Consider the following 24,764-nt stretch of genomic DNA (forward strand, 5'->3'; position numbering starts at 1 on the left):
ATGAACTGGATCAAGAATTTCGTCCGCCCGAAAATCCGTTCGCTGCTCGGCCAGAAGCGCGACACGCCGGAGAACATGTGGATCAAGGACCCCGAGTCCGGCCAGATGGTGTTCTACCGCGACCTGGAAGCCAACCAGTTCGTCTTTCCCGGTTCCAACCACCATCACCGCATGCCCGCCGATGCCCGCATGCAATCCGTCTTCGACGGTGGCGAGTGGGAAAAGATCGCTTTTCCGCAGGTGAGCGTGGACCCGCTCAAATTCCGCGACGAGCGCAAGTATGCCGACCGCCTGAAGGAAGCCAAGAGCAAGACGGAAGCCGACGATTCCGTGCGCGCGGGCTTCGGCAAGGTTGATGGCCTCGACATGGTCGTGATGGTGCAGGACATGAGCTTCATCGGCGGCTCTCTGGGCATGGCTGCGGGCGAGGCGATCATCGCCGCCATGCGCCACGCCGTGCAGAAGAAATGCCCGTGCGTGATCTTCGTGGCCTCTGGTGGCGCACGCATGCAGGAGGGTATCCTCTCGCTCATGCAGTTGCCGCGCACGACCATTGCCGTGCAGGAAATGCGCGCCGCCAAACTCCCCTACATCGTGGTGCTGACCAACCCGACGACGGGCGGCGTCACCGCCTCCTATGCCATGCTGGGCGACGTGCATCTGGCCGAACCCAATGCACTCATCGGTTTTGCCGGACAGCGGGTGATCGAGCAGACCATCCGCGAGAAGCTGCCGGAAGGCTTCCAGCGTTCGGAATATCTCCGCGATCACGGCATGGTGGATCTCGTCGTCCATCGCCATGAGATGAAGGCCACGATCGGACGGATCGCCCGCATTCTCATGAGGGCGCCGCAATCCATGACCTCCACCGCGCTCGTGCCGGCCTGATCCACCATGGCTGTCAGTGATGCGATCCTGACGCGGCTGCTGACGCTGCATCCGAAGATCATCGACCTGTCGCTCGACCGCATGGAGCGCATCCTCGCGCGCCTCGGCCATCCCGAGCGGAAGCTGCCGCCAGTGATCCACATCGCCGGCACCAACGGCAAGGGTTCGACCGTCGCCTTCTGCCGCGCCATGATCGAAGCGGCCGGATTGACCGCCCATTGCTACACCTCGCCCCATCTGGTGCGCTTTCACGAGCGCATCCGCCTGGGGAAAGACCTGATCGCGGAATCGGCGCTTTCGGCCCTGCTGGAAGAATGCGAGGCGGCCAATGGCGGCGCGCCCATCACCTTCTTCGAGATCACCACGGCCGCGGCGTTCCTCGCCTTCTCGCGCACCCCCGCCGACTATCTCATCCTTGAAGTGGGCCTTGGCGGCAGGCTCGACGCCACCAATGTGACCCCACGCCCGCGTGCCACCGCCATCACCTCGCTCGGTCTTGATCACCAGCAGTTTCTCGGCGAGACGATCGAACAGATTGCCCGCGAGAAGGCCGGCATCCTGAAACGCGGCGTGCCCGCCGTGATCGGCCGCATGCCGCCGGAAGCGCGCGCCGCCATTGAAGAGGTGGCGGAGAAGGCAGGCGCACCACTCGCCATCGCGGGGCAGGATTGGGATGTGTTCGAACAGCACGGCCGCCTCGTGTTCCAGGACGGGGACGGACTGCTCGACCTGCCGCTGCCTGCGCTGCGTGGTGGCCACCAGATCAACAACGCAGGAAATGCCATCGCCCTCATGCGCGCGCTCGAAGACAGCCGCATCGGCGAAGACGCCATCGCCCGCGGACTCGAAACCGCGCAGTGGCCGGCGCGCCTGCAACGCCTCAAGGGCGGTCATCTCTCGGCGCTGCTGCCGGGAGGGTCCGAACTCTGGCTGGATGGTGGACACAATGCCGATGCCGGCGTGGTGCTGGCCGATGCGCTGTCGGCCATGGCACGGAAGGACGGCAAGCCGCTCACCCTGGTCTGGGGCATGCTCAACACCAAGGATGCGAGCCAGTTCTTCCGTCCGCTCGCAGCACTCGCCAGCCGGGTGATCACCCTCACCATACCTGGTGAACCCAATGCCATTCCGGCGGATGACCTTGCAGCAACCGTGCGCAATCTTGGTGTTGCGGCAGAGGCGGCGACGGGGGTGGAAAACGCCGTGAGGCAGGCCGCTTCCGGTCCTGCCTCACGTATTCTCATCTGTGGTTCGCTCTACCTCGCAGGCCATGTGCTGGCGGCGGAAGAGGGAACGGAAATGTCGGCGGTGAGCGGCGTCGCCCGCCGCTGACCTGCCTCAGATCAGATCGACTGTTCGATCCAGCTCTGCAGCGCGCCCTTGGGTGCCGCACCGACCTTGGTGGAGGCGAGCTTGCCGCCCTTGAACACCATGAGCGTGGGAATGCCGCGCACGCCATACTTCGACGGGGTCTGCGGGTTTTCATCGATGTTGATCTTCACGATCTTGGCCTTGGGGCCGAGCGAGGCGGCGATTTCCTCAAGCGACGGGCCGATCATCTTGCAGGGCCCGCACCACTCCGCCCAGAAATCCACCACCACGGGCGTATCGGACTTGAGAACATCCGCATCGAAGGATGCGTCGGTGACTTTGTGGGTGGCCATGGAAGGGAACTCCGGTTGAAGGTGATGCGACAGAGGTAGTGATGACGGTGCGCCGGGTCAAGCCGCGCCGCCGGCGTGTTCCTGGCGCAGCTCCGCGAGGGCCTGGGCAAGTGCCGATTCTGCCAGTGTTTCCAGCCGCATGTCCTGCGTCCAGAGCAGGGCAGCCTTGACCGGCCGCCCCGGAAAGGCCGCCGCCAGCACAGCGGCATACTGCGCCATCTGCCGGATATGCGACTCACGCTGCATGTCGCCGGGGCGCCCTGTCTTGAAGTCGAGGAGCCACAGCGCATCATCGTCGATCCGCAGGCGGTCGAGGCGGCCTTGCACCGGCGGGAGACCCTCCAGCCTGCCGGCGATGGCGGCCTCGCTGCGGGCATCGCTGGCGAAATAGCCGGCCGTGTCGGCGCGGCTGAGAAGGCCATGCAAGGGTTCCGCCAGGGCAGCATCGAGCGATTGCCGTGCGAGGCGCGCCGCCACCGCCGCAGGGCTGTCGCCGCTTTTCATCTGGTCCAGCACGCGGTGGAGCGCCACGCCCCGCTGCGCTGCCGTGCGGTCGAACACCGTGCCGCCCCGTGCCGCCACGCGCGTGACGGACTCCCAGACTGGCTGGCGGCTGTCGGCTGGTGCGGGCGCCAGCGCCCAGGCCGGGAGCGGCAGACGCACGCCGGATGATCTGTCCGCTCCACCCTCCGCCACCACCGGCTCATCACCGATGCGCACGAGATCACCAGCGGGATGAAGGCCCGCGACGCCGCGCCGCTCCGGCTCTTCCGGCTTATTGTCCAAGCCCGCCTTCACGAGGGAATACCAGCAGTCATCATCCAGCTTGTTCTGCCCTTGCGCGCCGCCGATGTAGAGTTCGTCCCGCGCCCGCGTCATGGCGACATAGAGGAGGCGTTTGCGTTCGTCCTTGTTCTTGTCGCCCTCCACATCCTTCCACTGGCTGACGGCGGCGGGCTTGATGACCGTGGTCATGTCGAAGAACGGAATGAACCCGGCTGCGTTGCCGGGGAGCGGAACGGCGAGAAGGTTTGGCCCGCCGCGCGCGCCCGGCATGTCGGCGGCATCGGGCAGGATCACGATATTGGCCTCCAGCCCCTTTGCGCCGTGCACTGTCATGATCCGGACCTCGCCCGCGGGCCCTTCCAGTTCGCGCTTCACGTCTTCATCGCGCGCCCGGAACCAGTGCAGGAAGGCCGCAAGCGAGGTGCCGCTGTCACGCTCGAAGGAGAGCGCGGTGTCGAGCAGCATGTCCGTGGCGTCCTGTGCTTCAAAGCCGAGACGCGCCACGATGCGCTGGCGTGCACCAGTCAGCACATGGGTGATGAAGCCATGCGGTGATGCCGTTGCGGCGTGGGCGAGGCAGCTCTCCAGGAAGGCAACGGTTTCGCCATGCCGTCCGCTCGCCGTGAGTGCCTGCCAGAGGGTGCCCTTGCGGCCGGGAGCAAGAACGGTGAGGTCGTCGTCCGTGAGGGCCACGGGAACAAGCGGGCTCTTCAGCACTGAAGCGAGCGACAGGTCGTCTTCCGTGAGCAAACTGAACTGGATCAGCGCCATCACATCCATGACGGCGAGGTTCGCCTGCAGCTTCAGCCGGTCGGCCCCCGCGACGGGAATGCCCTGCCGCCGCAGTTCCGCCAGAAGCGCCTCGAACAGCACACCGCGCCTTTGCAGCAGGATGAGGATGTCTCCGGCTTCGACGGCGCGGTTCTGGGAGACGAGCAGACGCTTGCCCAGCCAGTCCTTGATGCGTGCCGCAATATAGCGGGCCAGTTGCTGGCGGGGTGATTCGGCTCCGGCCCGGTCCACCGGTGCCTGCCACGGCGCATGCGGTGGGGCATCGGGTGGCTGGAACAGCGGCCAGAGTTCGAAGATGCCGTTACCTTCCTCCATGCGGTTGGCGGAATGGCCGCCGTCGCGCCCGTCCTGGCGGAGGCCCTTCGTCGCCGGGGCATCTGCGGCAAAGACGGTGTCCACCACCTTCAGCACGGCAGGGAGCGTGCGATAGGACACCGTCAGATTGATCTCCCGCAAGGGAGAGCCGCTGCCTGCTGTCTTGCTGCGGAAATGGTCACGCGCCCCCGCAAAGGCGACCGTATCCGCCCCCTGGAAACTGTAGATCGACTGCTTGATGTCGCCCACCACGAAGAGCGTGCGGACGCCGCTGGTCTGACCATGGCCGGCAAAGAATTCGTCGGCGAGCGCCGTGATGATGTGCCATTGCGCCGGGCTCGTGTCTTGCGCTTCGTCCACCAGGATGTGCGCCAGGTTGCCATCCAGCTTTTTCAGCACCCATTGCGCCGAAGGCGAATTGTGCACGAGGGCGCGCGTGCGCATGATGAGATCATCGAAGTCGTAGAGTCCGCGCTGCTGCTTGAGGGCGCGGAACTTGCCGTCAATGCGGCGCATGAGACGGAGCACGGCCGCCGTGGCATCAACCTTGCGCGACAGCGTGTGCAGCGTGAGCAGCGTGACAAGCTCCTCACACTCCGTATCGAACCAGGCGCAGATGTCGGCAAGGCGGGCGCGTGTGGCTGTCGAGAACAAGCCCTGCTTTCGGGGTTCGCCCTGTTTGGTGAACAGGGTCCCGGTGAGGATCGTGATCATCATCTGCGCGTCGGCGCAGGTGTGGACCGTGTGGAAGAAGGCGGCGGCGTCGCGATCGCGATAGGGTGCAACACCGGTGAGGCTCACCGCAGCATGGGCATAGCGGGCGCGGTCGCGGCCCAGGATGAGCGTCTCGATTTCGGCCGTGCCCCCATGGGACTGGGTCCTGATGATGCTGCGCAACGCAACGTCGATCGCTCCGGGATCAACGTCTTCCGCGATGCTGGCGTTGAGGGGCGAGGTGGCCTGCAGGAACGACTTGCACAGGGCTTCCAGACTTTCCGCCGCCAGGAGGCCTTCGTCGAGAAGGGCAAGGTCGTCCGCGTCCGCGGCATCCGCAAGCGCGGCATTGCGGGCTTCGGCGAGGAGCAATTGCCGGTCCGTCTCGTCCATGACGCGGAAGCCGGGGGCAAGGCCCGATTCTGCGGGGAAGAGTTGCAGCAGCTTTTCACAGAAGGCGTGGATGGTCTGGATCTTGAGGCCGCCCGGCGTTTCGATGGCGACGGCAAAGAGCCGCCGCGCCCGCGCCAGTTCAACAGGCGAGACCTGCTCCAGTCCCAGCTCCGTCAAGGCTGCGGCAAGCTGCGCATCACTGAGCCCGATCCACGAGGCCAGCAGCTTGAACAGCCGGAGCGACATCTCCGCCGCCGCCGCCTTGGTGAAGGTGAGGCAGAGAATGCTCTCCGGCGTGCAGCCCGCAAGCAGCAGGCGCACCACGCGGTTCACCAGCACATGCGTCTTGCCCGAGCCCGCATTGGCCATCACCCAGACGGAACGCGTTGGTTCCGCTGCTTCGAGCTGCTCCCGGGTGGGCGTGACGGTTCGTTTGCCGGGCAACTTGCTCATTCGCCACTCCGCGACCATTCGGCAAAGCGCGAGAGGTGGTCGAAGTCGGAAGCGTCGCCCTCCTTGTGCATGACGGCACGCGGCACATAGCCCTGTCCTGCCGCCTGGTATTGGCTGAGCAGGCTCTTCAGGCCTGCGAAATGCAGTTCGGAAAGGCTCACCACATCCGTGGCCGTGAGCTTCTTGGCCAGCGACAGGACCTCCACGGGAGGCCGTCCGCCGCCGGCGCGGATGTAGAGCAGGTCATCCGTGTCGGTGGCTTCCAGTCCCTCGAACGTGCCATGGCGGAGGATCGCGGCCTCCAGTGTGAGTTGCGGGTTGAGCCCGGCCTCCACCTGCCTGGCGGTGGGGATGGCGCCCGTCTTGTAGTCAATGAAGCGCGCCTTGCCAGTCGTGGTGACGTCAATCCGGTCGGCCTGGGCCCGCAACGTGTGTTCGCGCCCCGCGATGGTGAAGACGGCTGATCCCCGGCGCTCGACGACGCGGGCCACAATGTCCTGACGCAGGAGCGCATCTTCTTCGGCAAAGGCCAGAGCCATGCGGCGGAACCGCGGCCACCAGAAATGCTGCACCTCGGGATGGTTCATGTAGGGTGTGAAGACCACGCGGCCCGCCTCGATCAATTGCTCCGCCGTCTCGCCGCTGTCCTGTACGAAGCGCCGCAGCGCCTCATGGAACAGCGTGCCGCGCAAGGCATGGTCAGCCGTTCCGCCAAGCGGATCGAGCGGCTGCAGCGCCAGCACGCGGCGCGCGAAGATGGCGTAGGGATCGCGGATCAGTTTCTCGATCTCTGTGACGGAGAACGACACGGGCCGCAAGTCCACCGGCGGTGCCGGGCGCGGCATGGCAAGGCTGCTGGCGCTCACCGGCGTATCGAGCAGTCGCGCGAGCGCAGGCACCGTGACATCCAGTTGCTGCTGCGGGGGGATCCCCGATTTTTCCAGCAAGGCGCGCAGGCGCAGGATCCAGCGCGACGGCATCAGCGGTGCCGTTCCGGCGCGGCGCGACCAACTCAGCACCACGTTCCGGTGCAGCAGGCCTTGTGCAAGGTCGTGCGCCGTCTGCCCGATGCTGCGTTCGGGTTGCGAGAGGCCAAGGCTGTCGCGCATGGCGCGGTTGATCCACGGACCGGGATCGGCGGCGGCGGGCCAGATCGTTTCGTTCAGTCCCGCCATCACCACGAGATCAGCCTCGATCATGCGGGCTTCCGCCAGACCGAAGATCGCAAGCCGCGTGGCGTCCGGACGCTGTGGACGCAACGTCTCCTGGCGGAGCGCCCACACCATGCTCACCAGCGCGCGGGCAAGGGAGCCGTGGGGATGATGCGGCGATTCCTGCTGCAGGGCCTCCATCACGTCCGCGAACAGCTGGCCGCTGGGCGTGGCATCCGGCTGCGGCGCCAGCATGGCGAGCGATGCCATCACCAACTGCACATGCCCGGCAAGATCAGCGGCGGGGGCGCGGACGAGGGGCTGCAGTGCGGCGGAGAAGCGCGCTGCGAACTGTCCCAGCGCCTGCCACCCGGCATCGCCCGGCTGTTGCAGGTAGCGCGGTGCGTGCCGGTCCAAGGTGGTGAGGTGCTGCACCTGCGCAAGCGTTGCCGTGAACTGGCCGGGGCCAGCGGGCGGCAGGTCCTGCCGCAACAGGGCAAGTTCGAAAAGCTGGGCCAGCCTGCGGGCCTCGTCCGGCGCGCACCCCAGCGTGACATGCGGGTGTGAAAGAAGGGCCACCAGTGCCGCGGGTGAGAAGTCCTGCTCCACGCAATCGATGAGCAATTTGCACAGCTGCGCGCGGCCAAAGCGGATCAGCGGTTCGCCACCAGAGTCGTCGACGGCCGCCGACCAGCGCGCCACGTCCGCCGTCACCATCTGGGCCAGATCGCGGTCGGGCGTCACCAGCGCCGCCGTGCGGTCCGGCGTTTCAAGCACCTCACGCAACAGCAGGGCGACACTTCGCGCCTCGATCTGCCGGTCCGGCGCTTCGATCAATCGCAGGCCCGCACGCGCTGCATCGACGGCGCTGCGCGGCAGCAGCGCAGGATCTGCCCACTGCTCGGTCGTCCCGGCGGGGCGCATCACCTCGCGCGCCAGGATCATGCGTGGCGACGTCTCGCACAGGTCCCGCACATGGGCGCGGTCGACGTCGAGATGGGCGAGCAGGATCTTGAGGGCGTGCTGTGGATGGTTCGGGCCAGCCTGCTCCCACGACGGCGCATCAAGCGTGCCATCAAGGCCGGGCAGGATCACCGCCCCCTGCGGATGATCCGCAATCGCCTTGAGCAGGTCGCGCGTGGCGGGGTTGGTGCCGGTTGAGCCCGCCGCAATGATGGGTCCGGAGCCGGGGTCTTGCGCAATGCGCCGCGCCTCAAGCCGGATCAGGAGGTTCCGCCGCGCCGCCGGACCGAGCAGGTCGCGGGCATGCAGGCGCTTCGGCAGTTGTTCGTTTACAAGCCCGAGCAGCGAGAGAATGGTGAGCCGGTGTTCGGCGAGGTCAAGCTCGCTGAAGACCCCGGCGAAATCGACATCCTTCTCTTCCGTCTGAAGCTGCATCACCAGTTCGGCCAGTGACAGCGCAAGCCCGAGCGACTGGCTGCGCGAGGCCCTGACCTCCGCCGCCAGTGCGAGGTGGGGATGAGCCTCGGCCCACTCGTCGATGAGGCCCAGCAGGAGAAAGAGCTGTCCCATCGGCGAGACGGCATCAGGAACGGGCTCAGCGGGGAAGGCGTCGGCCAGCAGGTCTTCGTCCGCATCACCGATGGGCCTGACGCGCGGCAGCAGCATCGCCGTGGACCCCGAGAGCGAGAACAGCCGCCGCTCCAGCGCCCGCGCCGCACGCCGCGTGGGAACGAGGATCGTCCAGCGCGAAAGGTCCTGTCCTGCGGGGGAGGCAAGCGGGAAACCGGCAAGCACCTGCACGGCCAGAGCCTCAAGCAGTCCGGCCCCACAGGTCCAGACACGGGGCTGTGGCATCATCCTAGGTGTTCCGTTTCAACCAGTCTTCGGCAGCGCCGATGGCTTCGGGTGTTCCAACATGAAGCCAGTGGCCATCATGGGCAAGGCCGAAAAGGCGGCCTGCGGATATGGCGCGGTCCCACAACAGGTTCATGGAGAAGGCACCTGCCGGCGCATCGGCGAAGAGACGGGGATGCACGAGGTAGCCGCCGATATAGGCGAAGGCCATCTGTCCGGGCGCGTGTTTCGCCCGCGTGAGTCTGCCATCACCGGCGATGGCAAAGTCGCCCGTGCCGTCATAGCCCGTGGTGTGGACAGGATCACAGAGCAGCAGCAGGCAATCCATGCGGGAGTCGTCCCAGGCCGCGCGCAGCCGCGAGAGCGCGGGCGTCCCCCTGTCGATCCAGAAGGAGTCGCTGTTGAGCACGAAGAACGGATCATCCCCCAGGAGCGGCAGCGCCCTTGCAATGCCGCCCCCTGTATCGAGGATGGCATCGCGCTCGTCCGAGACGATCGTGGCAGGCGACGTGACCGTGGCGCACCACGCCGCGATCTGATCGGCGAGATAATGCGCGTTGACGATGGCCTTCGTCACCTCCGCCGCGCGCAGGCGCTCGAAGTCATGGGCAATGATGGGTTGTCCCGCCACGGGGATGAGCGGCTTGGGGCAGGTGTTGGTGAGCGGCCGCATGCGTGTGCCGAAACCTGCCGCCAGTACCATCGCCGTATGGCCGATGCGCGCCGTCATGCCGTCACCGAGAGCGCTTCGGGAAGATGGTCGAGATACCACTGCTTCAACTCCGCAAGCACGGGATGCGCGAGGTTCCTGGCAAGGGCGCGCGAGACGCGCGGCATGTGGCGGAGATAGCCATGCTTGCCGTCACGCTTCGACAGGCGCGCGAAGATGCCCAGAATTTTCGTCGCCCGCTGTGCGCCCAGAACGGCGTAGGCGGTGAGGAAGGCGCTGCGGTCGAAATCCGTCTCGGCACTGCGGAGCGACAGGTAATGCGCCACGGTCTTCTCGGCCAGCGCATCGGGAATATCGACGCGTGCATCCTGCGTCATGGACATGAGATCATAGGCGGCATGGCCCATCACCGCATCCTGCGTGTCGATGAGGCCGACGCGCTGCAGGCCCTTGCGCTCGGGAATCCACAACAGGTTGGGCGAATGGTAGTCACGCAACACCCACTGCGGCCGCGCCTGCACCGTGTGCGGCACGAGCTTGCGCCAGACCCCGGCAAAGCTGGCGTTCACGCTGGCAGGGGGCGCGGCCCCATGGAGGTAGGCCCAGAACCACGACGGCAGCAGATCGGCCTCGATCAGCAGCGCATCGGCGTCATAGGGCGCGATGCGGTGGACGACACCTTCACCTGCAGGCACCTCCGTGGGCCAGGAAAAGCGGGCCATGTCGGCGAGCACGTCGGCAGCCGCCAGCATGGGCTCCGTCATGTCCTCGCCAGCCAGCAGCATCTTGCCATAGACGCGCGATCCCAGATTTTCGATGAGCGCCAGACCGGGCTTCAGATCGGCCCGCAGGATGCGTGGCGCGCTGTAGCCCCGCGCCACCAGCAGCGTGTTCATGCCGACGACCGCGGGCAAACCTTCGGCAAGATGGGCAATGGCGCTGTAGGGCTTGCCATCCTTGACGGGCGGACCATCGGGCCGCATCGGCATGTCCATGAGGATGGGCTGTGAACCGTCTGCAACGGTGAGCCACTCGTAGCGCCGCGCCGAAGCATCGCCTTCGAGGAAGTGCCGGGTGCAGGGTTGCGTTGAAAGGAGGAACTGTTCGATCTCCGCGTCACGCGCCAGCGCCTTCACCCACGCGCCTTCCGCTGCAAGCGTGACGTGGCGCTCCTCGCCGCTGCCGGAGAGGCTCACGCGCAGGATGTCCGCCGTCAGTCCCGGCGGCAGAAGCTCCGGCCATTCCACCAGCCCCACATGGCTTTGCAGGAGGTCGCCCAAGCCGAGTTCGGCGGCATCGCCCGTTGATTTCAGGCGGTAGAGATCGGCGTGGAAGGTGGGAAGCCGCGTCTCGTCGTAGGCTTGCACGAGCGTGAAGGTGGGGCTCGGAACATCGAAATCATCGCGCCCGTCCGCCAGCGCCCGGATGAAGGCGCGCGCGAAGGTGGATTTGCCGCTGCCGAGATCGCCCGTGAGCAGAACCACAAAACCGGGCCGCGCCCACAGCGACAGGCGCGCTGCAAGAGCTTCGGTCTCGGCGGGTGAGGTGGAACGGATGAGCATATGGGGTGCTGATGTTCTTGAATGAAGGTCTGCCATCACCGATTGAGCGTCATCCCGCTATGCTGCCCGTGCGGCGGATTTGCGTTGCGGGCCGTCAACGGGGAGGGAGCAGACGACGGTGGTTCCATGGTCGAGCTTCGATACCAGCGACACCCGTCCGCCATGCAGTTCCGTGAAGCTCTTCACCAGCGACAGGCCCAAGCCCGGCCCGCGGTGGCTGCCCGGCAGGGGCTTTGACTGGAAGCGCTCGAAGGCCTTGCCCTGGAATTCCGAATCCATGCCGCGGCCCGTGTCGGCGACCCAGATCTGCACCATGTCCTTGGCGCGCCGCGCCCCCATGGTGATCTTGGCGCCGGGCTGCGAAAAGCCGATGGCGTTGGAGAGAAGATGGCCCATGACCTGCTCCAGCCGCGCCGCATCGCCGCGGATCTCGGGCACATTGGCGGCGACCTCGATGGAGATCGTCTGGTTGCGCCGCTCCAGCGCGGGCATGACCCGTGTCGTGGCGTTTTCGAGCAGCGTCATCACGTCGATGGGCGCCACCTTCAGTTCCATGGCACCCGCATCGATGGCGGACAGATCGATGATCGCATCGATGATGGTGGTGAGGTCGCCCGCCGAGCGGCGGATATCGAGCACGTATTCACGCTGCTTGACGGAGAGATCGCCGGCAATCCCGGCCTCGAGCGCTTCCGAGAAGCCGGAGATGGAGGTGAGCGGCGTGCGGATTTCGTAGGAGACGCTGGAGAGGAAGGTGGTCTTCAGGCGGTCGGCCGCTTCCAGGGCTTCCGTGCGGTCGCGCAACGCCTGTTCGGCGCGCACCGAATCCGTGACATCGGCGAAGGTCACGAGCGCGTGGCCATCGGGCAGCGGCACGGCGCGGAAGCCGAGGAACAGGTCGCCATGGCGGAAGCGCCCTTCCGCCAGCTTGCGTGATCCTTCGAGTCCCGTGATGCCGTAGCGGATGTCGGACCACGCGGCGCGCGCATCGGGTTCCAGTCCCGGCAGGCGGGAGAATTCATCGACGTGCGACTTCGCCGCCGCCGTCACCTGCCACAGGCGTTCGAAGGACGGATTGGCGAGCCTCAGGCAGCCATCGGTTCCGAACAGCGCCACGGCTTCGGCGAGATTGTCCAGTGTCTCGCGCTGCGTGTCGAACAATTCGTTTACGCGGCTTTCGAGTTGATGTTCCTTGGTGAGGTTTTCGTAGAGATAGGTGACGCCACCGAAGGGATGCTGCTCGCAGATCACCATGAGCGAGCGGCCATCCGGCAGGTACCAGTAGTTCTCGCGCACATCGAGCGTGGTGTAGCTCGAGAGCTGCTTCGTCTTCCATTCCCGGTAGTTGGCCTGTTCCGGCAATTGCCGCGCGGCGCGCAGGCGATCGAGGATCTCGCCGTCGAGCGGTTGTCCCTCCAGCCATTTCACATCGTGGCCCCAGAGCTTCACGTAAGCCTGGTTGAAGAAGCGCAGGCGCTGGTCAGGCCCGAAGATGGCGATGGCGGTATTGAGCTTGTCGAGCGTCGAGGTGTGGGCGCGGATGTGCCGGTCCAGTTCCTTCTCGGCATTTTCCAGCGCCGTCACGTCGATGGCAAAGCCGGCGGTGCCGCCGTCGATGGGCATCTCGTGGATGTTGTAGGCGCGGCGGTTGCCCTGCTGCACTGCATGGATGCGGCCGAGGAGATGCCGCGCCGGATCAGCACGGCTGGCATCGAGATCGGTGGCCTTCATCAATCCGCCGGCCTGTTGTGCGCCTTCGAAGGTGCTGGCGTCCACGGCCGCGACATAGGCCTGGTTGGCCCAGGCCAATGCGCCGTCCTTGCCCTGGATCCACGCGGGGAAGGGCGCGGCGTCGAGGATGGAGGAGAGACGCTCCACCTGCTTGCCGAGCTTGCTGGCATCGAAGGAAAGTTCCGTCATCTGCCGCCGGTCGCCGATGAGGGGGCGGATGCGGAGCGTGGCGAGGCCCCCGGCGGCGCGGCCATCCGCTTCCAGCAACTCGCCCTTGAGCGTCTTGATGCCGATGTTGAAGGCCTTGCCCGAACCGCGGAGCGAGGCCAGCGAGGCGGTGAGGCCCGCATGTGAATCACGCTCCAGCCAATCGGCGAAGGCGAGCACCTCGTTGCTCTGCGGCGGCACCTGCGCGGTGCCGCGCATGTTGTTGATGAGGCGCTCCGGCTTTGCGTCGGAGCCACGCCAGATCACAAGCACCTGCGGTTCCGAGAGCAGCGAAACCTCTGCTTCGTTCAGCAGCAATTCGAGATCAGCCACGCGGGCGCGCTCGGCTTGCAGCTTGCGGCGCAGGCGGACAACGGCAAGCGAGGCAAAGCCGGTGGCGAGCAGAAGTGCGGTCGCAGCCAGCGCCGTGGCGGTGAGGCTTTCGGCGCTGAGGGGAAGGTAGGATTCAGCGAGAGCCCCAGGGGCGCTGGCAAAAAGGGCAAGCATGGAGAGGCCCGCGCGCATGGCGCAGCCCTGAGTTCCCCACATGCCATCCCTCAGAGTCACGAATGCACCTCCGCCCGCCCCTACGAAACGCGAATCACCAACCAACATGGAATGACCCGGTATAGACAGAAACACCCCGCGAGGTGAATCCACCACGGCAAGCCAATTTGTGCTGCTGTTCCAGTTTCTTCTGCGCCGTCCGCTTCTCGCGCCTCAGGCTTCAGGCAATCCGGCCTTGCGCAGCCCGTCGAGGAAATGCTGGCGCTGTGCGGGATCGGCATAAGGGTTGATGCCGGCAGCGGCGGCAATGGAGGCATGTGGCATGAGCTGGAGAAGCGCATTCAGCCGGGGACCAACAGCCGCAGAATCGCCCTGCCAGGCGCAGGCCGAGATATAATACATGTGATTGCAGGCATTCTGGAAAGGCAGCGTGCGAATTTCGGCACGGGCACCCGCGTAGTCTTTCTTGTCGAACAGCACGCCCGCCCGCACCGCATGAAACCACTGCGGCGCAAAAGGGTCCTGCTGCAGGGCCGCATCAATCTCGCGCTCTGCCTCCTCCGTGTGCCCTCCGTAGCGGAGCCAGCCCGCGTAATCGCCCCGCACCTGGATGTTGGCGGGATTGAGCGACATGGCGCGCCGGAAATGGGGCCCCGCCTCGGACAACTGCCCGCTCCACAACAGGGCTGCCGCCCTGCCCCAATGGGCCGTGTCGTTGCGGTCGTCACATTGCAACGCTTGCGTGGCGGATTGCAGGCTTGCCTCACGATAGACGGGATTTGCCGTCATGGCATAGGCGCAGGACTGGGCAATGGCATACCATCCCAGCGCCAGGGCCGATTCAGGATCACGTTCCACCGCTTCCCTGAGGAAGGGCAGGGATTCGAACTCGCGGTGCTGGTTGCACAGTTCGCGGCCCTGCAGCAGGCAATCATAGGCGGACCAGTTGCCGGGTGGCTTCTGCCGCGCCTGACCTGCGCCATCCACCACAAGGCGTTCATCCAGCGCGGCGGCAATCGAGGTTACAACCTCATCCTGGATCGCGAAGATGCTGTCGCGTCCGCGGTCGAAGTTGTCGGCCCACAGGGTGATGCCGCTGTGCACGGCAAGAAGCCGCGCCGTGATGCGGATGCGGTTGCCGGCAAAGCGCAGGCTGCCATCGACGATGTAGCCGACGCCGAAGGCTTCCGCCGCCGTTTGCGGATCAGCCGCAAGGCCCATCAGTCCGTTGATCGCGTGCCGGCCCGTGACGGTGAGCGAGGAAAACCGTGCGAGCGCCGTGATGATGTCTTCCGTGATGCCGGCGCAGAGATAGTCCTGATCGGCACGGCCACCCAGATTGCGGAAAGGAAGCACCGCAAGCCGTGGCCGGCTGTGCCTGTCCGGCGCCGCCGTCATGGCGGAAGAGGCCGCCGCATCCGGCTGTTTTTCAAACAGATATCCGCGCCGCGGCAGGGTGCGGATCAGCACCTGTCCCTCCGCGCCCAGCGCCAGGCGAATGTCGCGGATGCATTGCGTGACGGAATCCTCCGTCACCATCACATCGTTCCACACCGCATCCAGCAACTCATCCTTGGGGACGACGCGGCCCGCATGGCGGACGAGATAACCGAGGAGCGCAAAGGATTTGGGGCGAAGCTCAACCGGAACCTGGCCGCGCCGCAGCACGCCCTTCGCCGTGTCCAGTGTGAAGCCCGCAAAGGAAAACGCACCGCCAGGGGCGGGCTGAACGACGGCGGCAGGAGGGTCGGTCGCTGCTTTCACCGGGTTTCACCACAACTTCAGGCCGGTTTCAGGACTTGAACCCTGAACTCGCGCCACTGTGCCCCGGCAATCTGTTGCCAGGAGATAATCACAATGCCCCACGCAATCCAAGCCCCGCAGACATTCATCGCCCGGCAGCTCCATCACGCTTTCGAGGAAGCAGTCGATGTCATCACCGGCTGGCGCGCGCGCCGCGTGGAGATGGCGGCCATCCGGCATCTGCGCCACTACGATCCGCATCTCGTCACCGACATCGATCTCGACGCCGAAGCCCTGTGGCAACCCCGCCCCCACATCAGAAGCCTGCACACCGCCTTCGCGCGGGCAGCGGGCGTGCGGCAGGGTGCGGACAAGGCGTGAAGACAAAAAAAGGGCGGCATTTCTGCCGCCCTTTGGGGATTTCGGATCAGTAGCGGTACTGTTCGCCCTTGAACGGGCCTTCCGGCGTCACACCGATATAGGCGGCCTGTTCGGGCTTGAGTTCGGTGAGCTTGACGCCGAGCTTGCCGAGATGGAGGCGGGCCACCTTCTCGTCCAGCTGCTTCGGCAGCACGTAGACTTCGTTCTTGTACTTGCCGGTGGCGCGGTTGGTGTAGAGTTCCATCTGCGCCAGCGTCTGGTTGGTGAAGGACGCCGACATGACGAAGCTCGGGTGGCCGGTGGCATTGCCGAGGTTGACGAGACGCCCCTCCGACAGCAGCACGATGCGGTTGCCCTTGGGGAACTTCACGAGGTCCACCTGCGGCTTGATGTTCACCCACGGGAAGTTCTTCAGTTCCGCCACCTGGATCTCGTTGTCGAAGTGGCCGATGTTGCAGACGATGGCCATGTCCTTCATCTTCTTCATGTCATCGATGGTGATGACATCCTTGTTGCCGGTGGCGGTGACATAGATGTCGGCGGTGCCGAGCGTATCCTCCAGCGTCTGCACGGCAAAGCCATCCATCGAGGCCTGCAGCGCGCAGATGGGATCGACTTCCGTGACGATGACGCGGGCACCCGCACCCCGCAGCGATGCCGCCGAACCCTTGCCCACGTCGCCATAGCCGCAAACCACGGCGATCTTGCCGGCCATCATCACGTCCGTGCCGCGGCGGATGGCATCGACGAGCGATTCCTTGCAGCCGTACTTGTTGTCGAACTTCGACTTGGTCACGCTGTCGTTGACGTTGATCGCCGGGAAGGGCAGCTCGCCCTTCTTCTGCATTTCGTAGAGGCGGTGCACACCCGTGGTCGTTTCCTCCGACACGCCGATGATGGCCTTGCGCTGCTTTTCAAACCAGCCCGGCTGGTTCTTGATGCGCTCCTTGATGGCGGCGAAGAGGCATTCCTCTTCCTCGGATTTCGGGTGCGCGATGAGGCTGGGGTTCTTCTCGGCCTTCTCGCCCAGCAGGATGTAGAGCGTGGCGTCGCCGCCATCGTCGAGGATCATGTTGGAGGGCTGGCCATCGGCCCAGTCGAAGATCTTGGCGGTGTATTCCCAGTAGTCGGCCAGCGTCTCGCCCTTGATGGCGAAGACCGGCGTGCCGCCCGCGGCAATCGCCGCCGCCGCATGGTCCTGCGTCGAGAAGATGTTGCACGAGGCCCAGCGCACGTCGGCCCCCAGCGCCTTCAGCGTCTCGATGAGCACGGCGGTCTGGATCGTCATGTGCAGCGAGCCCGAGATGCGCGCGCCCTTGAGCGGCTGCTCCTTGGCGTATTCGGCGCGGGTCGTCATGAGGCCCGGCATCTCGACCTCGGCCATCTCGATTTCCTTGCGGCCCCAGTCCGCCAGCTTGATGTCGGCGACAACATAGTCGTGCTTGCTCATGATCGAAATCCTTCCTGAAAGTGGGCGGCGTTCTAGCAACCCCGGCGACAGGCGGCAAGGGCTATATAAAGATATCTTTATATGGCTGTCTCACCGGGCGAAGCGGCGCGCCAGGAAGACACAGGCGATCACGGCGAGGGTGGTCACGAACATCATGGGCGTGACTGTTTCGCCCAGCAGGAAGGCCGCGAGAAGGAAGCCGAAGAAGGGCTGCAGCAACTGAAGCTGACCCACCGAAGCCGTGCCGCCCCTGGCCAATCCGTGGTACCAGAAGATGAACCCCACCAGCATGCTGAACACCGACACGTAAGCGAGGCCCAGCCAGGCTGGCGCGCGGACTGCGGTGAAATCGGCAGGCAGCGTTGCGAGCGCAACGGCCGCCATGACAGGCAGGGAAAGGAGCAGCGCCCAGGAGATGACCTGCCATCCCCCGAGATGGCCGGAAAGCCGTGCGCCCTCCGCATAACCCAGCCCGCAGACCAGGATCGCCGCGAGCATGAGGAGATCGCCCGCCAGCGAAAACTCCGCGCCCCTCCCCAAAGCAAAGGCGACAACGGCGGCACTGCCGAAGCATGAGAACAACCAGAACAGCGGCTTCGGCCGTTCACCGCCCCGCACCACGCCGAAGGCGGCCGTGGCAAGCGGAAGAAGTCCGATGAAGACAATCGAATGCGCAGCGGTGATGTGCTGCAACGCCATCGCCGTGAGCAGGGGAAAACCCACGACACCGCCCAAGGCCACGATCGCCAGCGGCAGCAGCTCTTCGCGGCGCGGCCAGGTCTGACGCAAGATCAACAGCAATGCCGCAGCAAGCCCTGCCGCCAGAACGGCGCGCGCCGAGGTGAGAAAGAGCGGCGAAAGATCAGCGACGGCCACGCGCGTGGCCGGCAGCGAGGCGCTGAAGATGACGACGCCCGCAAGTCCGCTCAGCCAGCCTTCTCTCCGCGCCTGCATGGATGCGCCCTTTCGCAAGGCTCACCTCTGTCATGCCCGTGACGGACCGGACAGGGCACAAGGCCATTCAAACGCTGGTGCCAATTCAATCCCGGTAGTGTGCGGGATCAAGTGATGTGACCGTGGGGTTGCGGCCGTTCAAGGGATTGTCGGGGTTCCACGCGAGTTTCGTTTCGAAGAAGCGCGCCCACAGCGCGTCGTACATGAGGATGCGGCCTGCGAGGCCTTCGCCGATCTCCAGAAGTTCCTTGATCACTTCCATCGCCTGCAGCGAACCGAGAATGCCGGGGAGTGCGCCCAGCACACCCGCCACCTCGCAGGCCGGGAAGGACCCGCGCGGCGGCAATTCGCCCACGAAGCAGCGGTAGGTGGGATAGGGCGTGCCATCGGGGGAATTGAGATGCGGCTTGAGGGTGGTGATCTGCCCGTCGAACTGCCCCACGGCGGCGGAGACAAGCGTCTTCCTGGCAAAGAACGCCGCATCACTCGCCATGAAGCGCGTCGGGAAGTTGTCGCAACCATCGGCGATGATGTCATAGCCGGCCATGAGGGCGAGCGCATTGTCCGGCGTGAGGCGCGTCGCATGCTGCTCCACCACCACATGCGGATTGATGGCGGCGATCTGCCGGGCCGCACTCTCTGTTTTCGCCAGGCCGATGCGATCGGTTGTGTGGATCACCTGCCGTTGCAGGTTGGACAGCGACACGGTGTCATGATCGACAATGCCGATGCGGCCAATTCCGGCGGCGGCCAGATAGAGCAGCAGCGGCGCGCCAAGTCCGCCCGCGCCGATCACCAGCACCGAAGAGGCCTTGAGCTTGTTCTGGCCCGGCCCGCCCACCTCGGGCAGCACGATATGCCGGGCGTAGCGTTCGATCTCGTCGTCTGAGAGCGCCATCACGACCTCCCGCTGGAGCCAAACCCGTTGCCGCCCCGCACCGTGTCATCAAGCGCCGCCACTTCCACAAGGTCAACCTGCGTGACGGCCGCAATCACCATCTGGGCAATGCGGTCGCCGCGCGCGATGACAAAGTCGGCGTCGCCATGGTTGATCAGCGGCACCTGGATTTCGCCGCGATAGTCGGCATCGATGGTGCCGGGTGCATTGAGAACGGTGACGCCATGCTTCACGGCGAGGCCCGAGCGCGGACGCACCTGGGCCTCGAACCCATCCGGCAGCGCGATGGCAAGGCCGGTGGGCACGAGCGCGCGCTGGTGGGGCTTGAGCGTGAGGGCTGCTGCGGCCCGCAAGTCCAGCCCGGCGGAGCCTGCAGTTGCATAGGAGGGCAGCGGCAGGTCGGCGCCGTGGGGCAGGCGCAGGATGGACAGTTTCACAGCCGTGCCGCCAGCGCCTGCATCAGGCGGTCCGCCACGGCGTCCTTGGAGAGCTTCGGCCAATCCTCGACGCCGTCCTTCGAGACGAGATGAACGGTGTTGGCGTCGCCGCCGAACACATTGTTTGCAGCACTCACGTCGTTGGCGACGATGAGGTCGCAGCCTTTGCGGGCGAGTTTCGCCTTGGCGTGATCGACGACCGATTCCGTTTCGGCGGCGAATCCGACCACAAGACGGGGACGGCCCTTTTTCAGCGTGGCGATGGTTTTGAGGATGTCCGGGTTTTCCGCGAAGTGCAGCGCGGGCGGCGTGCCATCCTCGCGCTTCTTCAGTTTCTCCTCCGCCACATGATCCACGCGCCAGTCGGCGACGGCGGCGGTGAAGATGGCGATGTCGGCGGGCAGTGATTTCTCGACCGCCTTCAGCATCTCCTGCGCCGTCATGACGGGCGTCATGCCCGCCCCCGGCGGAATGGGTAGCGACACCGGCCCGCTGATGAGCGAGACCTGCGCGCCCAACCGCACGGCGGCGGCGGCAATGGCATAGCCCTGCTTGCCGGAGGAATGATTGGAGATGTAGCGCACCGGATCGATGGGCTCGCGGGTCGGGCCTGCGGTGATGAGCACATGCTTGCCGGCGAGCGGCTTTGCCTGCGGCGGCGCCAGCAGGCGTTCGATTTCGGCAGTGATCTCGTCCGGCTCCGCCATCCGGCCCAGGCCAAACTCGCCGCAGGCCATTTCGCCGGACGCGGGGCCAACCACATGCACGCCGTCATTCATCAGTGTACGGATGTTCCGCTGCGTCGCCGCATGGTGCCACATCCTCACGTTCATGGCGGGCGCGGCCAGCACCGGCTTGTCGGTGGCGAGAAGCGCGGTGGAGGCAAGGTCATTGGCAAGCCCCGTTGCCATCTTGGCGAGAAGGTCTGCCGTGGCGGGTGCGACGACCACGAGGTCTGCCGCGCGCGACAGTTCGATGTGTCCCATCTCCACCTCGTCGGTGAGCGAGAACAGGTCGCCATAGACCTTGTTGCCGGAAAGGCTGGCAACCGACAGCGGCGTCACGAACTCGCCCGCGGATTTCGTCATGATGGCGGTGACGCCGATCGCCTTCTTCCTGAGCAGGCGAATGAGTTCCAGCGACTTGTAGGCGGCAATGCCGCCGCCGATGATGAGAAGGACTGATTTCGTCATGGTCTCCTCACAGCAGTTGCACCAGCATCGTGCCCAGCACGATACTGCCGAAGACGATGGCGGCAAGTTGCCATGGCGCCATGCCGGCGAGTGTATCAGGCTTGCGCGCCTCGTCCACCGCCTGCGCTGCCGCCATCACCTGCATCGCCCTGTGGCTCTGTTCCAGCAATTCCGGCAGTTGCAACGCCAGCCGCGCCAGGCCCTTGATGCTTTCGCCCGCCTCTTCCAGTTTGCCGATGGGACCAAGCGTGCGCTCGATCCAGGCCCGCACCACGGGTTCGGCCGTCTTCCACATGTTGAGATTGGGGTTGAGCGTGCGCGCCACGCCTTCGACGACGACCATGGTCTTCTGCAGCAGCAGCAATTGCGGCTGCGTCTGCATGTCGAATTGCTCCGTCACCTCGAACAACTGGGTGAGCAGCCGCGCCATGGAAATCTGGTCGGCGGGAAGACCGAGAATGGGCTCGCCGATGGCGCGCAGCGCCTGGGCGAAATTGTTGACGTCCTGGTGCGCCGGCACATATCCCGCATCGAAATGCACCTGCGCCACGCGGAGATAGTTGCGGGTGATGAAGCCGTGCAGGATTTCAGCAAGGAACAGCCGGTCCTTGGGCGCAAGCCGACCCATGATGCCGAAATCGAGTGCGACGAGATTGCCCGCGCGGTCCACCATCAGGTTGCCCTGGTGCATGTCGGCGTGGAAGAAACCGTCGCGGATGGCATGACGGAGGAAACTCTGGATGACCGTATCACCGAGCGCGATGAGGTCCACGCCCTGGGCACGGATCGCCTCGACGTCGGCGAGCGAAATGCCGTCGATCCATTCCGTTGTGAGGATGCGCTTCGACGTCGTTGCCCAATCGACCGTGGGGAGCCGGAAACGTGGGTCCTCGCCGGTTGCTTCCGCCATTTCGGCAATGGCGGCTGCTTCCATGCGGAGGTCCAGTTCCAGCTTCATGGACTGTTCCAGCATGCTCACTGCGGCGACAGGGCGAAGCCGCCGCCCTTGCGCCGACGTGCCCTCCATCAGGCGGGCCGCGAATCCAAAGCTGTCAATATCGGCAGCGAAACGTTTTTCGACACCGGGCCGCAAAATCTTCACGGCGACAGTGCGTCCGTCATGCGTCACCGCCTTGTGGACCTGCGCGATGGAAGCCGCCGCCACGGGATCACTGAAGGAGACAAAGAAATGTTCGACGGGCTTGCCCAGTTCGGCGAGGAACGAGGCGCGCGCTTCCGCCATGCTGAAGGGCGGCAGCTTGTCCTGCAGCACCTTCAGTTCGAAGGCCCGCTTGGCGCCGATGATGTCGGGCCGGGTGGCGAGGAACTGGCCGAGCTTGATGTAGCTGGGACCGAGCGCCGAGAGCGCCGCCGAAAGGCGGTTCGCCTGACCGGGGGAATCACGCATCCCGATCTGGGCAATGCCCAGCGCCTTGCGTGCCGCCCACGGCAGTTGCGCCGTCTGTTCCGGCGGCAGCAGCGCACCATGGCGCGCCAGCGTGAAGCCGGCCCGCATGAGGCGGACGGAATTGGTGAGCGCTGTCGCCATCAGATGCGCCAGCCCGAATGGATCGCCGCAATGCCACCCGTGAGGTTGCGCCAGGTGACGCGCGAGAATCCCGCCGCCGTGATCATGCCGGCGAATTCCTGCTGTTTCGGGAAGGTGCGGATCGACTCCACCAGATAGCGGTACGGCTGCCCATCGCCCATCACCACCTTGCCCACGGCGGGAATGACGGTGAAGGAGTAGGCATCATAGACCTTCTGCGCCAGTTCCATGTCCAGGTGCGAAAATTCGAGGCAGAGGAAGCGGCCACCGGGCTTGAGCACGCGGTAGGCCTCGCGCAGGGCCTTCTCGATCGAGGGCACGTTGCGGATGCCGAAGGCGATCGTGTAGCAATCGAAGCTGCGGTCTGGAAAGGCAAGTTGTTCGGCATTGCCGACGGTGAAGCTGACCTTGCCGGCGAAGCCCTCGCGTTCGGCGCGGCGCTGTCCTTCTGTCACCATTTCAGGTGAGATGTCGGCGATCGTGACGCGGGTGTTGGGCCCGCCCGCCGTGACGATGCGGAAGGCGATGTCGCCCGTGCCGCCCGCCACGTCGAGGCCGTGGAAGGGGGTGGCCCCTTTCGGCGGATTCACCATGGCCACGAAGTCGTCCTTCCACAGCCGGTGGATGCCCGCCGACATGAGGTCGTTCATCTGGTCATAGCGGGCCGCCGACTTGGCGAAGACGTCGTTCACAAGTCCTTGTTTTTCGCCCTTTTCCACGGTGCGGAAGCCAAAGGCGGTTTCATTGCGGCCAAGAGGATCAGTCATGGGCGCTTACATAGGCGAAACGGGGTGAAACTTCTATTGCAACCGGGCCGCAGGCCCCGATATGGCTAATTCCATGCCAGAATTGCCGGAAGTCGAGACCGTGCGGCGGGGATTGGAACCGGCGCTTGTGGGACGGGTGATCACCCGGGTGAACCTGCGCCGGAAGGACCTGCGCTTTCCCTTCCCTCCGGATTTCAAGGCGCGCCTTGAGGGGGCACGGGTGGAGCGCCTGGAGCGCCGTGCCAAATACATTCTCGCCGGCACCGACCGGGGCGACCGCCTGATCCTGCATCTCGGCATGACCGGGCGCTTCACCATCTTCCGTTCCAACGGCCGGGTCGCCACGCCCGGCGAATTCTACGATGACACCACCGCTGCAGGCACGGCGGATGGACCGCATGACCACGTGGTCTTTGATCTCGATGACGGCACGCGCATCGTCTACTCCGATCATCGCCGCTTTGGGTTTATGGACCTGGAGCGCCCCGGCGAGGCCCACCCGCTGCTGGCGGAGATCGGCGTCGAGCCGCTCGGCAATGCGTTGAATGGCGATTATCTGCGCGAGGCCTTCGCCAGGAAGACCGCCCCGCTGAAGGCGGCCCTGCTCGACCAGCGCATCATTGCAGGCCTTGGCAACATCTATGTCTGCGAGGCCTTGTATCGTGCGCGGCTCAATCCCCGCCGCAAGGCCGGAACCATCGCCCGCAAGTCCGATCCGCGCGCCGACGACCTTGTGCGCCACATCCGCGATGTGCTGAACGAGGCCATTGCGGCGGGAGGTTCGACCTTGCAGGATTATCGTGCCGCCGACGGCAGCAAGGGAGACTTTCAGGAGCGCTTTTTGGTCTATGACCGGGAGGGCGAGCCGTGCCATACGCCGGGCTGCACGGCGACGATCAAGCGCATCGTGCAATCCGGCCGTTCCACCTTCTTCTGTCCAACCTGCCAGCGGTAAGTATCATGAGCGAAGAAACGATCATCACTGAGGTGAAGGGCAAGACCGGCATCATCACGCTGAACCGGCCCAAGGCCCTCAACGCACTGAACAGCCGGCTCATTGGCGAAATGAATGCGGCGCTGGACCGTTTCGATGCCGATTCGAATGTGGGCTGCATCCTGCTCACGGGCAGCGAGAAGGCCTTCGCCGCCGGTGCCGACATCACGGAGATGAAGGACAAGACCTTCGCCGAGGTGACGGAAGAGGATTTCCTCTGCGACTGGGATCACATCACCGCCATCCGCAAGCCCATCATCGCCGCCGTTGCGGGTTATGCGCTGGGTGGTGGCTGCGAATTTGCGCTGGTGGCGGATTTCATCATCGCGGCGGAGAATGCCCGCTTCGCCCTGCCGGAAGTGACGCTGGGCATCATCCCCGGCGGTGGCGGCACGCAGCGCCTCGCCCGGGCCGTGGGCAAGGCCAAGGCCATGGAGATGATCCTCACCGGACGGATGATTGATGCCGCCGAAGCCGAACGCGCCGGTCTCGTGGCCCGCGTGGTTCCGGCGGACAAACTGATGGAAGAAGCGCTGGCCGCCGCGGAGAAAATCGCATCCCTGTCGCAGCCCGTGATCGCCTCCGCCAAGCGTGCGGTGAATGCGGCCTTCACCATGCCGCTGGGCGAAGGCCTGGCCTTTGAACGCAAGTCCATCCTCGCGCTCTTCGCGCTGGAGGACCAGAAGGAAGGCATGGCGGCCTTTGTGGAAAAGCGGAAGCCGGTGTTCCGGAACCGCTGACCGGATC

General features: G+C 65.3%; 19 protein-coding genes. 5 read left to right on the top strand and 14 right to left on the bottom strand.

The genetic code is table 11. From position 1 onward, the window contains the following. Complete coding sequence (locus IPM06_06855) at positions 1-888, top strand: acetyl-CoA carboxylase carboxyltransferase subunit beta (protein ID MBK8770133.1); 888 nt, start codon at positions 1-3, stop codon at positions 886-888. A gap of 6 nt (positions 889-894) precedes the next feature. After that, complete coding sequence (locus IPM06_06860; protein ID MBK8770134.1) at positions 895-2,220, top strand: bifunctional folylpolyglutamate synthase/dihydrofolate synthase; 1,326 nt, start codon at positions 895-897, stop codon at positions 2,218-2,220. 11 nt (positions 2,221-2,231) lie between these two features. On the opposite strand, the gene trxA is transcribed toward IPM06_06860, so the two are convergent. From trxA to IPM06_06895, 7 genes are all read right to left on the bottom strand, one after another. Beyond that, complete coding sequence (trxA, locus tag IPM06_06865; GenBank protein ID MBK8770135.1) at positions 2,232-2,552, bottom strand: thioredoxin; 321 nt, start codon at positions 2,550-2,552, stop codon at positions 2,232-2,234. A 57-nt stretch (positions 2,553-2,609) separates the two neighbouring features. After that, a complete protein-coding gene (gene addA, locus IPM06_06870) occupies positions 2,610-6,005 on the bottom strand; it encodes a double-strand break repair helicase AddA (protein ID MBK8770136.1) in 3,396 nt (1,131 codons plus the stop codon). Beyond that, positions 6,002-8,977, bottom strand: a complete 2,976-nt coding sequence (gene addB, locus IPM06_06875) for a double-strand break repair protein AddB (GenBank protein ID MBK8770137.1) — start codon at positions 8,975-8,977, stop codon at positions 6,002-6,004. The genes addA and addB overlap by 4 nt, the downstream gene beginning before the upstream one ends. Before the next feature lies 1 nt (position 8,978). Continuing rightward, positions 8,979-9,704: a nucleotidyltransferase family protein gene (locus tag IPM06_06880; protein MBK8770138.1), complete on the bottom strand. Its 726-nt coding sequence runs from the start codon at positions 9,702-9,704 to the stop codon at positions 8,979-8,981. After that, positions 9,701-11,206 carry a tRNA (adenosine(37)-N6)-threonylcarbamoyltransferase complex ATPase subunit type 1 TsaE gene (gene tsaE, locus IPM06_06885; protein MBK8770139.1) on the bottom strand — a complete coding sequence of 502 codons (1,506 nt, stop codon included), beginning with the start codon at positions 11,204-11,206 and terminating at the stop codon, positions 9,701-9,703. The genes IPM06_06880 and tsaE overlap by 4 nt, the downstream gene beginning before the upstream one ends. A gap of 57 nt (positions 11,207-11,263) precedes the next feature. Further along, positions 11,264-13,711, bottom strand: coding sequence for a PAS domain-containing sensor histidine kinase (locus IPM06_06890; GenBank protein MBK8770140.1), 2,448 nt, complete (start codon positions 13,709-13,711; stop codon positions 11,264-11,266). Between the two features lie 153 nt (positions 13,712-13,864). Next, the gene (locus tag IPM06_06895; GenBank protein MBK8770141.1) at positions 13,865-15,415 is read right to left on the bottom strand and encodes a winged helix-turn-helix domain-containing protein; all 1,551 of its coding nucleotides are present in this window, start codon (positions 15,413-15,415) and stop codon (positions 13,865-13,867) included. Between the two features lie 93 nt (positions 15,416-15,508). Between IPM06_06895 and IPM06_06900 the strand changes: the two genes are divergently transcribed. Then, positions 15,509-15,775: a hypothetical protein gene (locus tag IPM06_06900; protein ID MBK8770142.1), complete on the top strand. Its 267-nt coding sequence runs from the start codon at positions 15,509-15,511 to the stop codon at positions 15,773-15,775. Between the two features lie 46 nt (positions 15,776-15,821). On the opposite strand, the gene IPM06_06905 is transcribed toward IPM06_06900, so the two are convergent. From IPM06_06905 to ubiE, 7 genes are all read right to left on the bottom strand, one after another. Then, complete coding sequence (locus IPM06_06905; GenBank protein ID MBK8770143.1) at positions 15,822-17,228, bottom strand: adenosylhomocysteinase; 1,407 nt, start codon at positions 17,226-17,228, stop codon at positions 15,822-15,824. 87 nt (positions 17,229-17,315) lie between these two features. After that, a complete protein-coding gene (locus tag IPM06_06910; GenBank protein MBK8770144.1) occupies positions 17,316-18,179 on the bottom strand; it encodes a DMT family transporter in 864 nt (287 codons plus the stop codon). 85 nt (positions 18,180-18,264) lie between these two features. Beyond that, positions 18,265-19,077, bottom strand: a complete 813-nt coding sequence (gene moeB, locus IPM06_06915; GenBank protein MBK8770145.1) for a molybdopterin-synthase adenylyltransferase MoeB — start codon at positions 19,075-19,077, stop codon at positions 18,265-18,267. Continuing rightward, the gene (gene dut / locus IPM06_06920; GenBank protein MBK8770146.1) at positions 19,077-19,514 is read right to left on the bottom strand and encodes a dUTP diphosphatase; all 438 of its coding nucleotides are present in this window, start codon (positions 19,512-19,514) and stop codon (positions 19,077-19,079) included. The genes moeB and dut overlap by 1 nt, the downstream gene beginning before the upstream one ends. After that, the gene (gene coaBC, locus IPM06_06925; protein ID MBK8770147.1) at positions 19,511-20,707 is read right to left on the bottom strand and encodes a bifunctional phosphopantothenoylcysteine decarboxylase/phosphopantothenate--cysteine ligase CoaBC; all 1,197 of its coding nucleotides are present in this window, start codon (positions 20,705-20,707) and stop codon (positions 19,511-19,513) included. The genes dut and coaBC overlap by 4 nt, the downstream gene beginning before the upstream one ends. 7 nt (positions 20,708-20,714) lie before the next feature. Beyond that, positions 20,715-22,256: a 2-polyprenylphenol 6-hydroxylase gene (ubiB, locus tag IPM06_06930; protein MBK8770148.1), complete on the bottom strand. Its 1,542-nt coding sequence runs from the start codon at positions 22,254-22,256 to the stop codon at positions 20,715-20,717. Next, the gene (gene ubiE / locus IPM06_06935) at positions 22,256-23,023 is read right to left on the bottom strand and encodes a bifunctional demethylmenaquinone methyltransferase/2-methoxy-6-polyprenyl-1,4-benzoquinol methylase UbiE (GenBank protein MBK8770149.1); all 768 of its coding nucleotides are present in this window, start codon (positions 23,021-23,023) and stop codon (positions 22,256-22,258) included. The genes ubiB and ubiE overlap by 1 nt, the downstream gene beginning before the upstream one ends. A 73-nt stretch (positions 23,024-23,096) precedes the next feature. Here ubiE and mutM point away from each other — a divergent pair, with 73 nt between their 5' ends. Next, positions 23,097-23,978, top strand: coding sequence for a bifunctional DNA-formamidopyrimidine glycosylase/DNA-(apurinic or apyrimidinic site) lyase (mutM, locus tag IPM06_06940; protein MBK8770150.1), 882 nt, complete (start codon positions 23,097-23,099; stop codon positions 23,976-23,978). Positions 23,979-23,983: 5 nt separating this feature from the next. After that, entirely contained in the window at positions 23,984-24,757 is a 774-nt protein-coding gene (locus IPM06_06945) for an enoyl-CoA hydratase (GenBank protein ID MBK8770151.1), read from the top strand. Positions 24,758-24,764: the final 7 nt, after the last annotated feature.

It is taken from the genome of Hyphomicrobiales bacterium, from assembly GCA_016710435.1.
GTDB lineage: Bacteria > Pseudomonadota > Alphaproteobacteria > Rhizobiales > Aestuariivirgaceae > Aestuariivirga.